Source organism: Porphyromonas miyakawae (genome assembly GCF_045865415.1).
In the GTDB taxonomy this organism is placed as follows: Bacteria; Bacteroidota; Bacteroidia; order Bacteroidales; family Porphyromonadaceae; genus Porphyromonas; species Porphyromonas miyakawae.
The window spans coordinates 257,936-271,330 of sequence record NZ_BAAFSF010000004.1 but is presented as its reverse complement, the minus strand read 5'-3'; the positions used below and the strand labels follow the sequence as shown (position 1 = coordinate 271,330).

Annotated in this window: 9 protein-coding genes and 1 tRNA gene; 7 read left to right on the top strand and 3 right to left on the bottom strand. The window is 47.5% G+C overall.

What is annotated here, in order from left to right; genetic code table 11:
• Positions 1 to 12: 12 nt before the first annotated feature.
• Positions 13 to 85, top strand: a tRNA-Phe gene (locus tag ACLWMH_RS06625).
• A 214-nt stretch (positions 86 to 299) separates the two neighbouring features.
• On the opposite strand, the gene ribD is transcribed toward ACLWMH_RS06625, so the two are convergent.
• From ribD to ACLWMH_RS06610, 3 genes are read right to left on the bottom strand one after another with little or no spacing between them, the layout of a single operon-like run.
• Positions 300 to 1,313: a bifunctional diaminohydroxyphosphoribosylaminopyrimidine deaminase/5-amino-6-(5-phosphoribosylamino)uracil reductase RibD gene (gene ribD / locus ACLWMH_RS06620; RefSeq protein ID WP_411916240.1), complete on the bottom strand. Its 1,014-nt coding sequence runs from the start codon at positions 1,311 to 1,313 to the stop codon at positions 300 to 302.
• Positions 1,313 to 3,967, bottom strand: a complete 2,655-nt coding sequence (locus ACLWMH_RS06615) for a transglutaminase-like domain-containing protein (protein WP_411915918.1) — start codon at positions 3,965 to 3,967, stop codon at positions 1,313 to 1,315. Before ACLWMH_RS06615 ends, ribD begins: the two co-directional genes overlap by 1 nt.
• Positions 3,967 to 4,830: an NAD(+)/NADH kinase gene (locus tag ACLWMH_RS06610; RefSeq protein WP_411915917.1), complete on the bottom strand. Its 864-nt coding sequence runs from the start codon at positions 4,828 to 4,830 to the stop codon at positions 3,967 to 3,969. The genes ACLWMH_RS06615 and ACLWMH_RS06610 overlap by 1 nt, the downstream gene beginning before the upstream one ends.
• Positions 4,831 to 4,894: 64 nt before the next feature.
• Here ACLWMH_RS06610 and ACLWMH_RS06605 point away from each other — a divergent pair, with 64 nt between their 5' ends.
• The 6 genes from ACLWMH_RS06605 to ACLWMH_RS06580 all read left to right on the top strand — a co-directional run bounded on the left by ACLWMH_RS06605 (position 4,895) and on the right by ACLWMH_RS06580 (position 13,384).
• Positions 4,895 to 5,617 (top strand): pyridoxine 5'-phosphate synthase, encoded by a 723-nt coding sequence (locus ACLWMH_RS06605; RefSeq protein ID WP_411915916.1) that lies wholly within the window; start codon positions 4,895 to 4,897, stop codon positions 5,615 to 5,617.
• A 52-nt stretch (positions 5,618 to 5,669) separates the two neighbouring features.
• On the top strand, positions 5,670 to 6,245 hold the full coding sequence (locus ACLWMH_RS06600; RefSeq protein WP_411915915.1) for a DJ-1 family glyoxalase III: 576 nt from the start codon (positions 5,670 to 5,672) through the stop codon (positions 6,243 to 6,245).
• Positions 6,246 to 6,952: 707 nt separating this feature from the next.
• Positions 6,953 to 7,927 carry a FimB/Mfa2 family fimbrial subunit gene (locus ACLWMH_RS06595; protein ID WP_411915914.1) on the top strand — a complete coding sequence of 325 codons (975 nt, stop codon included), beginning with the start codon at positions 6,953 to 6,955 and terminating at the stop codon, positions 7,925 to 7,927.
• Between the two features lie 160 nt (positions 7,928 to 8,087).
• Positions 8,088 to 9,551, top strand: a complete 1,464-nt coding sequence (locus ACLWMH_RS06590; RefSeq protein ID WP_411915913.1) for a hypothetical protein — start codon at positions 8,088 to 8,090, stop codon at positions 9,549 to 9,551.
• Between the two features lie 11 nt (positions 9,552 to 9,562).
• Entirely contained in the window at positions 9,563 to 11,797 is a 2,235-nt protein-coding gene (locus ACLWMH_RS06585) for a fimbrial protein (RefSeq protein ID WP_411915912.1), read from the top strand.
• 126 nt (positions 11,798 to 11,923) lie between these two features.
• Positions 11,924 to 13,384 (top strand): hypothetical protein, encoded by a 1,461-nt coding sequence (locus tag ACLWMH_RS06580; protein ID WP_411915911.1) that lies wholly within the window; start codon positions 11,924 to 11,926, stop codon positions 13,382 to 13,384.
• The last annotated feature ends 11 nt before the right edge of the window (positions 13,385 to 13,395 follow it).

Here is a 13,395-nt window from a genome sequence, read left to right as displayed (position 1 = left end):
CTCAAAAGAGGAGGTGCCATAGCTCAGTTGGTAGAGCAAAGGACTGAAAATCCTTGTGTCCCCGGTTCGATTCCTGGTGGCACCACTCCACAAGACTCCGAGAGGCTTATCGAATAAGCACCTTGGAGTTTTTTTATTGGCTTCACTGCTCATCGAGCTGCATTCTATTGCGATGCTTTCCCTCATTCGGAGTATTATCCAAATAGGTATAAACAAAAGAGTGCCTCCCTATGGAAGCACTCCTCAAATAGTTTTATTCTCTTGCGATGCTCGGATGAAAAGTAGCAACGAACAACTCCCTATTCGGGTAAAGAGGGAGCCGGCACCCCATGCCGCAAGCGTACTGCTGTTACTTCACGATCAATTGTATCGTACAGACCGCTGTCGAGAAAGCTTTGCAGCGTGCAAGCACCTCCCTCTACCAAAACAGAGTGAATTCCCCTCTCGTAGAACTCATGTAGTAGGGAACTCAAGTCGTTGGGCCGGGAGTTGCTTCTCCTTAGTAGGGATACGTGAGAGGGTAGTTCGCACAATAAGGGGGCTTTTTCGCTACATACGATCAGCACAGGAGCGGAAGCGTCGTGCATGAGTCGCACATGGGGTGCGACAGAGCGCAAGCCGCTATCAAGCACTATCCGAATGGGACTCCGACCCCACCACAGACGATTGGTAAGAAGCGGATTGTCGGATGCAACGGTATGGCTACCCACGAGTATAGCGTCGTGCAAATGCCGTAGGCGATGCACATGTTTATCGCGCAAGGCATCACTAAAATGGAATGGCTTGTCGCACTCCTTCGTTCGTATCGAATCGATAAAGCCATCTGCACTCTCCGACCATTTAAGCGTAATATAGGGCCGTTGCTCTCGGACTGCGGTTAGGAAAAAGCAGTTGAGTGCACGTGCCTCCTCTGCCAATACGCCCACCTTGACTATTATACCGGCATCTTCCAGCCGTTTAATGCCTCGCCCTGCTACTTGAGGAAAAGGATCTTCCATGGCGATCACCGCACGCTTAAAGTGCTTTTCAACAAGCAAATCTGCACACGGTGGTGTTTTTCCCACATGAGCGCAAGGCTCTAAGGAAACATATATAGTAGACTCACTGAGCAAAGCCCTATCTTCAGGCTTCACGGAGGCAACCGCATTGACCTCTGCGTGGGGTTGGCCTGCACAATGATGATATCCCTCGCCTATTATTCGGTCGTTATACACGATCACCGCCCCAACCATAGGGTTAGGACTTGTGAATCCTTCTGCTACACGTGCCAAATCGAGCGCACGCTGCATGTACTGCTCATCCCGGTTTTGCATCATAGTTTAGGGATTGTAAGCACTATTTCTTCTCCTGTGGAGATATTATATCCCTGACGGTAGTAGACAACCCGTCCGAAGGAGTCGGCTACCACTATGATGGGCCATTCTGTTCCTTTGGCTGTAACTGCCGCACGTAGCATATCGGCAACCGAGCTATCGGCATCTAATCCGTAACAGATATTGGCTGGAAGACGAGGATAATCGGCACTACGGAAAGCATCGGCATCTTGCTCTGATGGGAAGAGGAAGAGGAAGGGTCTGCCCCAAGCATCCAACTGTGCCTTAACCTTCTCCAAATCGTGCAAAAGATGCCGTGTGGGCTCCGTACCGGTCTTCAGAATCGCCAGAACAAAATAGCCTCTTCCCGTGGTACTAAGAATAGAGCGCTTCTCTCCGTTAGGCCTGTAGTAAAGCTGCTCACAATCGATATTACCGATCACGCTCACGTCGTTTTCATCGTAGGGTAGGAGGAGCGTCATTTTATTATCTACACCGGCCACCATATTAAACGGAGTAATGCGTACAAGCACAGAGCCATTCGCCATGCGCGTACCGGCTGTAAGCAGCCACAGCCCGGCATCTAAAGGCTGCTTGCGACCATTTCCAAAGAGAGTCGGCAAACTCGATTTTTCCTCATCATAGTATTGTGTGGCAGGAAATGGATGGGCAGGGGTAAGCTGCGCAATAGAAAAGCGCGTGTAGTAGTTGATGCTCTGAGCAGGCTCTTTGCCCTCATAGGCAAGGGAGAGGAACCCTTTGAGAGAAGCGTTCTCTGCTTCAAGCAATTCAAACGGAGCCGCCCGAAAATCAGTTTCTTTCGGAAGCACTATTTCAGCTCGACGATTTTGCGGATTGATACGTGCCAAAAGGCCGGCACTACGTGCTATCGCTACGAAAGCAAGCTTCATACTATACTGATCCGTCTTGCCATATTGAATAACACTTAGCGGAGAAATAAGCGTTCCATTCGTATTCGTATCATCTATTCTTTCCCAAGAGGTGACCAATTGAGAGATCGCCTCGGGCTGTTCGTGGAAGTGCGCCAGGGTATTTTCGTCTATTAGCTCCCTCACGGCAGCATACCAATCACTCAAATGCTCATTTTCGATGCGTGGGTTGTACTGATAACGGAGCTGCCTGTCATCAATCTGCTGGGGCATACGCTCTACCCAAGTAGAGAGAAACGCTGTATCAATGTCCGTAGCGTCCTTATCGCTCATCACACACAATAAGCGAAGCGCTCTGTCCCTCAGCGAAGGATTCGCCTTACACCAGGCGAGCAAATCGCGACTGTTGCCTCTCGCTTTGAGTAAAATGTGGGACAAAAGGTCCCCATCGCATCCCATCTGTAAAGCCGCCTCTACAGCCTCTTTAGGCGAAACAAAAGTAGCCTCATAGGCAGTACGCACACTATCATCGTAGGCCATACGCAACGCATGCTCCCTTGCCATAGCGGGCGTGACCTCCTTCAAAGCTACAAAATTACTCTCCATAGGGGGAGTCAGTTTCAGAGATTCGGGGAAGTGCAGCTTGTCCAATGGTTCAAGGTCTATTTGCAGCGGCTCCAAAGCATCTGCTCTTGCAACCGCATAGCCGCAACTATCTCCAAGCCAAGCCCAAACGAGCATATCTCCCTTACCGGTCGTAAGGGCACATTTGCCAGCTGCATCCGTACTCAGCTTAGCAGCAGGGTAAAACTCTGCATAGTTGTATATGGTAAACGCCACAGAGGCATCCGCAGCCGGCAAACCGGCTGCCTTAACCTTCACTTCCACACGTTGTGTAGGCGCATAGGTAGTAATACAATTCACCTCCGTGTAGTTAGCCGTCTCTTTGATTACCTCCTCATTGGGATTGGCATAATGACCAAAAGCCTTTGTATGCACCAGCATGGCCCGACTCGAAGCACTATTGAACCAAGCCCTATCCAAAGTAGGCTCCGGCTCACTACCTCCCATAAAGTGCCATTTACCATTTATCCATACTTCTACCCAAGCATGGTTATCATCGGTATGTGCCCAACGGGGGGTATAAACTTGTCGTGCAGGTATGCCAACAGCCCTAAGCGCAGCTACGGTAAAAGTAGATTGCTCTCCACACCGGCCTAAGGCATTCTTAAACGTTTCCAAAGGGGAGTGAGTGCGTGCATCGCTCGGTGCATAAGTAACATTCTGACGGCACCAATGATTCACTTCAAGGGCGGCCTGCTCCATAGTCATACCGGCCACGCGCTCTTTTAATACCTCGTAAAAGAGGATTCTGCTACTATCTAAATGCTCATTATTGACTCTTACCGGCAGGACGAAATGCAGAAAAGCCTCCTCGGGTACTTTCTTACCCCACGGCATCGCTTCACGTGCCGCCAGAGCACTGCGCACATTACTCAAATGAAAAGCCAAAGAATAGTCTAATACATCACAAGCCGGCATATAGGCGTATAGGAAGCGAAGTGCCTCTTTTTCAGCTTCGGTAAGCGACCCCACTTCCTCAAGCTGTGCATTCATCCGCTCCATGCCAAGGTGCCCGGCTATGCGCGACACACTATCTAACGCAGCGAGCGTTGACCGGTTCTGTATCAATCCCTGACGATTACAGGCCAAAAGTGCGGGCAGCAGAATAGTAGCCCACAATAGAGCTTTTAGTTTTCTCATTAGCGTAAGTTTTTTCCCCATAATAGTTTGTTGCGAATAGTTTCCGAAAAGGAGCGACTGCTTAATCTTATCAGCTTTAGAGTATCGTTATGCTTCCTTATTACAAGCGAAGTTTCCGTAGGAAAAACAGAAGCCTCCCCATCGGCTGCCACCATATAAGTAGAACTCCGCGACTTCACTTTAAGCTCAATAGAGATATTGTCGGGTACTGCAAGTGGACGCATATTAAGGCTATGCGGAGCAATCGGAGTCAGCAAGATAACCGGGCAGGAGGGATAGGTAATAGGTCCCCCCAAACTAAGTGAATAGGCAGTAGAGCCACTCGGAGTAGCTATCACTAAGCCATCGGCTGCATAGTCGGCTAAATAGTGTCCGTCGATATAGGTTTCAATACTGATCATAGAGGCGGTCTCCCGCTTCAGGATAGCTATTTCGTTAAGCGCAGTAGTAAAGAATGATGCCCCATCGGTCACTTCCAAAAGACTTCGCTCCTCGACACAGGGGTTTTCTTCAAACAATCGCTCAATATAGTGGAGTGCTTCCTCACAATCTATATCCGTAAGAAAACCCAAATGCCCACTATTGATCGCCAAGATAGGTATAGAGAGTGACGGCATCCTGTGTACACTCCTCAGCAGAGTGCCATCTCCACCAAAGCAGACCACACAATCAGTTTCCTCGGGCACTCTATCCTCAAAAACAGTAATTGCCTCTATTCCTTTTCCCTCAGTACACAGCGCAGCACGCAACCCACTAGCCAAGCTAATTTGCGTCTCTCTTTTGGCCAGCTCATGAATGAAATGAACTACCTTTTGTACATGTCCTGGCGAAGGAACTGTGCCCAGCAATGCAATTCTAACCATATATCCGTTGTTCAATACGTCTTTTTAACGTACATTTGTTACAAGCAAAGATACGAATAAAGCAATGACAAAACTAAGCGTAAACATTAATAAGATAGCGACGCTGCGTAATGCGCGCGGAGGCAATCTGCCGAATGTAGTAAAAGCAGCACTTGACTGCGAGCGGTATGGAGCACAGGGAATAACCGTACATCCGCGCCCTGATGAGCGGCACATTACCTATAAGGACGTAAGAGACCTCAAGCAGGTAGTGACTACAGAATTCAATATTGAGGGCAATCCCATACCACGCTTCGTAGATTTAGTCACTGAAGTAAAACCCACGCAGGTAACCCTCGTGCCGGATGCAGAGGATGCCCTTACGAGCGATGCAGGATGGGATGTAAAAGCCAATATGGCTTTTCTAAAGGAGGTTGTAGCCTGCTTCCGAGAAGCGAATATACGCGTCTCTATCTTCGTGGGAACGGATCTCGACAACATAGCTTATGCCGCAGAGACAGGCTGCCAGCGTGTGGAGCTCTACACAGAGCCTTATGCACGAGCCTATGAAGCCGGACGGCAAGAAGTGGTAGTGAAAGACTTCCTCAAAGCCGCTGAAAAAGCCCGAGAAGTGGGGCTGGAAGTAAATGCCGGTCACGACCTTAATTTGCTTAACCTATCCTATTTCTCCGCTACGATACCATTCCTCAGTGAGGTCTCTATCGGTCATGCTTTGATATGCGATGCACTCTACTTGGGATTGGAGGATACCATACGTCGCTATCGGCACTGCCTACTACACGAATAAGTATGTATAATCAATGGATTGATAATTAAATAACTATAGAAGGAGATTTATTATGAGTAAAAAAGTTTGGGTTCTCTTAGCCGAAGGATTTGAAGAAGTTGAAGCACTTGCACCTGTAGATATATTACGTCGTGGAGGGATTGAGGTACTAACCATCTCCATTACCGATAAAAAAGAGGTCAAGGGAGCGCATGGCGTTACCGTAACGGCAGATTATAGCAGGGACAAGTTGTGCGACACAGCCGCTCTACCTGATGCCGTTGTACTACCAGGTGGTCTGCCCGGAGCGACCAACCTACACGAGTCAAAGGAGGTGAATACGTTATTACAGCATATGCGTACCGACAACCGCTATATAGCGGCTATTTGCGCCTCCCCGGCCTTTGTACTTGCTCCCGAAGGATTGCTCAAGGGGCATAAAGCTACCGGCTATCCGATGCCCGAAGAGCGTTTAATCACAGAGCACGGTGCTGAGCTCCTCTCAGATGGAGTTGTAGTGGACCGAAAGGTAATTACCGGTAGAGGTCCTGCTTATGCCATGGCGTTTGGTTTTGCTATCCTCAAGGAATTAGTAGGTGCTGCACAAGCCAAAGAGGTAGCTGACGGATTCCTCTTTACGCTCAAGTAGCAGAGCGGGTAATCCCGAGGCCTTTTGCGGAAGTTATAGGGAAATGCGCTGCGTCAAATAGTGGCGCATGAGGTACAAGCAAGCGGTGTATGGGGTACAAAGTCCCCTATGCCGCTTCTTATTTTTTACCGATTACCCGGTCTTATTACCTGAGTGCTTCCCTCACAAAAAAGATCCTATTATTCTCATACTAAAAACATCAGAATCTATCGATCAAAAGATCCGTATCTTTCAATTAAAACATCAGAACCTTTCAAACGAAACATCTATACCTTTTCGCAAATAGCACGGTTGGAATGATCTATCTCCTCCCCAAAAGATTTGTTTGCATTGAATCAAGGCTTCGCTACGTACTGCTCTGCATACTGATACTGCGGTAGGGGTGGTGCGCTGCCCGGTAAGATAGTGTGTAGCTCTAATCTATCCGAAGTCAAAGCCGGGCAGAGGAATCAGTCACTCTGTTACGGCAGAAGAGAAAGATGGTCATAATGATTCTCTTGTTATAGGAGCATGATTTTGATAAAATGGCTACCGAAAAGAACTAATTGTGCGGTGCTGTTTTTCAAAATCTGTCTATTTCGCATAGTTCAAGGTTTTCCCTTTTGTAATAATGAAATGCTTTTGCCCGCTTAGAGGTATAATTTTTTCTCTCTCGTTAGTGTGATTTGTTTTCTTTATCTTTGTGCTTGGGATAAAAGAAATTCACAATGAGACAATTATCGATGCATAGAAAATATGCCCTACTTGCCTGCTTGTTGATGGCAATGACAGCGGTAGGATGCCGTCCTTTCTTTGATGATCTGAGCAAGTGTAGCGAAACGACTTTGGAGTATCGCTATATACGTGCTCAAGAGGATGAGTATAGTACAGAAGTGCAACAGATGCGTCACTTTTTATTCAATACTGCGGGGGAATATATTCGTGAACTGAAGCAAAACGAAGTTACCCCTCAGGAGCTTCGAATTTCCGGTTTGACACCGGGTAGCTATACGGTAGTGACCGTTGGAAATAGTACTCAGGAGGGCACGATGCTTACCGATTTGGAAGCAGGAAAGAGCCATATGAGTGATTTTACATTGCGACTGAAAGCACGTTACAACGAACAGGCATACTCCGGAGCGGAGCAGCTTTTTTGGAATAGCAAGACCTTTGAAGTGAAGGAAGCAGAAAAGCAACGCTACGTATGCGACCTTGCCAACATCCACTGCCACCTGATATACGAAGTGAGTTGGCAGTCAGCACCGCCCGAGTCAGGCAGCTACCGCATTGAACTGACGGGGCTGACAGAACGATACCTGCTCGATCCGGCGCAGAGCAATCTGTCGATCGAGATTAATCCGGTGAAAGAAGTGCGACACGACTTCCCGCTTCATGGAAGCGAAACGACTGCTTTGTACCAGGAAGTGCCACTCTTTAATCATTGTCTGAGAGGCGAGGCGGTATCTCTGCGCTATCGGGACGACCACATACCGACATTTCGGGTAATGTATGGAAATCGCGCACTTACGCAGCAACTAGACTTGCAGCGTGCGTTTCGCGCTTTTGGGTGGATCCCGGATCGGCGGGCAGAACAGATTTACCGCATACAAATACGCATTAATGACGATGGCAGTGTGACAATACGTCCGTGGTACGATGGCAGCGTTGAGGATTGGCAGCCGGGCGGTGTATTATTTCAATAAAGAGCATTGCGGTCATCGATGCGATATATAGGGAAAAGAATGAGCAAACAATAGAGAATAGCCGGACATGGCCTGACCTACAAGGGGGCAACATTGCCAGAGGGGAGGAAAGTGTCTTTGAGAAAAGAGAAATTAACTGATAACATAATAAGAGGAGTTTATGCGACAGAATGTGTGGAAAGGGTTGTTTTTTCTTGTATCCGCAGCGTTGATGCTCTCAGTGGGCGGTTGCAAAGGGAATGATGAACCCGGTAAAATCAATAAGGACGGCAGGAATGCTTCGGTGACGTTCCGCCTGACACTGCCTCAGGGCGAGGCATATACGTATCGTGCAGTGCACGACGCCCCGGAATGGACGGTAAAGAAACTCACCCTTTACATGTTCAATAATGACGGAAGTAAACTGCTTGAAATAGAGCCGCTCAAGATGACTGATTTGATTCCCGACGGCGAGGCAGCCTACTCTTATACAAAAGAGTTTACCAAGGAAAAGGTAGGCGTGTACCGCTTCCTCTTTGTGGCAAATGACGAAGTGGCTGGTGCAACGGTAGGAATGTCACAAGCAGACTTTGAAAAGTTGCCTATGACGCAGGTGCTTACCGCTGACGGTACTTCCAAAGAATTGCTGACCAACCAGGACGGCGAGGACGTAATTCCTATGACCGGAGTAGCGCATCAGGGTAACAGTACGCAGATATCGGTTACGGGAACGACGGCACCGGTACAGGTGACACTGACGCGTGTGGTAGCCCGTATCGATGTAGCGAACCATATCCCGAACCTCACCATCACGAAGCTATCGCTCCGCAATACGTACGACCGTACAACTACCTTCCCGGCGAAGAACGCCAACGGCGAAACTACTTATGCAGCACCGGCGGATGCACAGAAAGTCAATATGAGCGCAGGCTTTGCTGATCTGCCCACTGACTTCAAGGGTATTGCAGGCGATGAGGGCAATGTGCTGAATAAGGCATTCTACCTGTACGAAGGACAGCAACCGGAGAAGGCAACCGGAGAAGCTGATAAGACTAATCTTAATAATGCGACTACTATTGTGGTAAACGGAATTTTGGCCAGCGGTCTGCCAATCGAATTCGAAGTGCCCTTTACTCGTTCTTCTGTTGACTATGATCCGATTACCGTACGTCGGAACTATCTGTACACACTCACCATAGGCGACAATACGCCGTTGGAAAAGGACAGCAAGGTGGTGTTTACCATCGAAGATGCGCCTTGGAATTCAATTATTCTGAATCATGAAATGCAGATGATTGAAGTTAAGTCTTGGGAAATTGAAAATAATTCGTGTCATTTCGACAAAAAGACTTGCACCCTTTATACAAAGTTCAGCCTCGATGAAGCTTCCTTTCAACTTTTTACACGCTTCGAGAATCATAGTCAATTTACTTTTAAATGGATTCATTCCGATTGCGGAGTTGAATACAAGATTATTCCGCGCCAAAATGATGCCTATTACATACAGATGCCCGACTTTGACGCCCATAATCCCGATGTCGAGAAAGATAAGGCTGTATTTGAAATATATAGCGACGCTTTTCCGGAATTTAAGCGATATCTTACTATTGTCTACGATCAAACTTACAGGTACACGGGTAATTGAATAATATAAGTATGAACAGAATAATTAAATATATCTCCGTACTGTTGATGTCGCTCCTGTTGGCATCCTGTGCAGGAGAAAAGCTACGTACACAACAGGAGGACGGCAGAGAAGGTGTAGTGCGCTTCTCGCTGAGTAGTGCCTTGCGTGCTGTTGGGGATGAAAGCAAAACGCACCCCACTCCTGCCTTGGATCGGGAAAAGAGTGTAGACAAGCTTTATGCGGTAGTATACCGCACTTCGTCCGGCTTGCACTACAAAACGGTGGAATGTATTGCCGGAAGTACTGCGGGCACCTATGAGTTCGACAACGAAAAGAGCGGTGACTTCTACTTCTTCCTCGTTGCCAACCCGGATGCGGCACTGACGAAAGCCCTGAATGCCGGTCCCAGTACGCCGGAAGATTTGGGCAAATTAGTTGCAACACAGACGCCAGGCGACGACAATACCGCCACGAATTTCTTGATGACCTCCGAACAGGTGAATGTGAAGGTACAATCGAAGCAATCCACCACGCTGAGCAATCCGATTAAGCTTGTGCGCGTAGCGGCCCGCTTCGACTTCTACAACAAGATTGAAGATTTGGTCATTAACAAGATTACGTTCGGCAAGCGGTACACCACGACGCACCTCTTTGCACAAGTAAAGCAGATGGACGAGCTGACCTTTACGGAAGATAAAACCTATGAGGGTACGCTCTTCCAAAACGGAGCACTGACCGCTACTGTTTACGGCTACGAAACGGATACACGCAACGAAACGTTCTTCACCGTGGAAGCTACCTACAAAGGCAAACCGCTGAAGCCCGAGACGGTTCGTTTGGAAAACTTCGTCATCAAACGTAACCACCTCTACAACATCATTCTGCATGAGTTGGGCGGTGCGGTAGATCCGAACGAGCCTGGAAGCGAATTCGGCAAACTGAAATATGAGATTAAGGTTGCCGACTGGGAAAAAGGCGACGGACTCAGCTATGAAGAAAATAGTATTCTTAATGCCCGTCGCATAGATTACGATGCAGAGCTTGCCAATGCTCCGTATATGACACCCTATCTGAAGAATTCGCAGAAAGATATCTATACTACTACGAAAGAGGCTACCGAAGTAACGATTAAGTTACATACTTATGTACGCGAAGGGACACTTGCTTTTCCCGACAGTTATACACCGGAAACGGGAGTGACCTTAACCCAAATAGGAGCTGCCTCAAAGGATGCGGTCACGGGGTGTATTACGAGTATCTACAAGCTGACTGTTCCGGCACGAGATGCATATGTGGCTATCGATAACTTCGATGTTTCCGGTAAGCTGGAGATACCCAAATTCTTTGAAATACCTTTGGTTGCAAGCACCTATTCCGGCAAAATCACAAAGGTTTTTACGGTAAAGCATGGGCGCCCGAAGATGTCTTCGGAGTTCTTCTTCGATACACCGCTCAACAAAACCGGCGATGACTTTGCGGCATCTCCCAATAAGGTTTCCGATATCGGCTACTTTGAGCATAGAGATTATGCAGCGGAGCACTTTGCGAATTGTACGATAAAGGGTAAAAAATATCATATGCCCAAAAACTTCTATGAACTGGGTTCCTTATTTCCTTACGCAATGGGGTCCGTTGCCTTTGTGGGAGAAGGAAGAGAAGTAGTGAACAAGAAAGACAATCAGGAAGAATGGATCGGATTGCCGAATTGGTTTCATGACGGAAAGCCTGTCGTGTCCGTTTTTGTGTCGGACTATCTTACCGACAAAGCCAATCACGTGACCTACGCATTGCGCCTTAAGAAAGAAAGCAAAAAAGGATTGGATAATATGTTGGCCACTGCGTACCGCTACGAGTGGGTCGGAGACTTCAACAGCATCACGATAGCCCAAGATATTGTACCCTCGTACTTCAAAGTAACCACTCGCTATCTCGGACCTAATTGGGACGGAAGTGTAGATGATCTTGCCGGTGAGGATTTCTGGGAAAACAACACCCAAAGCGATGTAACGAGAATTATTTATGCATTGGGCAGTTTGGACGACTTATACAAAGAGAGAACCGATACAAACGCTTATGAACGTCGCTTGGGAACCCGTGCAGACATTCTCACTCCGAAATTCTATGATGATAGTATGCATGCCGATGGTGCTATATTAAACAAGAGTTCTTGGAGTGCCAACAGGAGAATACCGGCAAACAGAAACAAAGATATATACAAAGGGAAAAACGTTATTTTCCCGATCTGGCTCTTCAGTAATGAATAAGAAGTGCACCTCTCAGAGTGTCTGTGTTTGGCGGATGCTTGGAGCATAAAGAGAAGTGCCTTTCAGAAGATGCTTAAAAAGTTTTTTTTGTTATAAATTAAATAGAAGAATTAATAAGAGAAGTTTATGCGACAGAATGTGTGGAAAGGGTTGTTTTTTCTTGTATCCGCAGCGTTGATGCTCTCAGTGGGCGGTTGCAAAGGGAATGATGAACCCGGTAAAATCAATAAGGACGGCAGGAATGCTTCGGTGACGTTCCGCCTGACACTGCCTCAGGGCGAGGCATATACGTATCGTGCAGTGCACGACGCCCCGGAATGGACGGTAAAGAAACTCACCCTTTACATGTTCAATAATGACGGAAGTAAACTGCTTGAAATAGAGCCGCTCAAGATGACTGATTTGATTCCCGACGGCGAGGCAGCCTACTCTTATACAAAAGAGTTTACCAAGGAAAAGGTAGGCGTGTACCGCTTCCTCTTTGTGGCAAATGACGAAGTGGCTGGTGCAACGGTAGGAATGTCACAAGCAGACTTTGAAAAGTTGCCTATGACGCAGGTGCTTACCGCTGACGGTACTTCCAAAGAATTGCTGACCAACCAGGACGGCGAGGACGTAATTCCTATGACCGGAGTAGCGCATCAGGGTAACAGTACGCAGATATCGGTTACGGGAACGACGGCACCGGTACAGGTGACACTGACGCGTGTGGTAGCCCGTATCGATGTAGCGAACCATATCCCGAACCTCACCATCACGAAGCTATCGCTCCGCAATACGTACGACCGTACAACTACCTTCCCGGCGAAGAACGCCAACGGCGAAACTACTTATGCAGCACCGGCGGATGCACAGAAAGTCAATATGAGCGCAGGCTTTGCCGATGTACCTACCAACTTTACCGGTATTGCCGGTGCGGAAGGCAATCAGTTGAAGAAAGCGTTCTATCTGTACGAAGGAGAACAGCCTGCCAACGCAGCCGATAAGGATAAAGTTACTACCGTTGTAGTGGAAGGCAAGCTAGCCAATGGGAAGACGGTCGTTCTAGATATTCCTTTTGTAAGCTCTTCCACCAGCTATATACCGGTAACCGTACGCCGTAACTACCTCTACAAGATTATACTCGGTGACAATTCGGATCTGGAAGAAGGCAGCAAAGTGGCTTTCACTATAGAAGATACGCCGTGGAATTCGGTTATCCTGAACCACGAAATGCAGATACTCGATATTCAGTGTTCTGCTATTGAAACTGTCGCCACTCATTATGATCTGTTGACAAGAACCTATTATACTTCGGGATCAATACAGAAACTAAAGATCAAATTAGTTACTCGTTTCAAGGATCATACCACCTTTACCTTTAAGCTTATCAGTGCGGAATCAGGAAAAGATTACCCTATTGAAAAAATAACAGATCCGGATATACATGACACATATTACTTGGATTCTCCGCTTTACGGAAAACCTGGAGAAGAACTTCAACACGATAAAGCGGTGTTCGAAGTGTACAGCGATGCCGATCCTACGCTGAAGCGGTATATTACCATTATCTATGACACAAACTATAAGAATCCGGCATTTAAATAAAGAGAAACAGT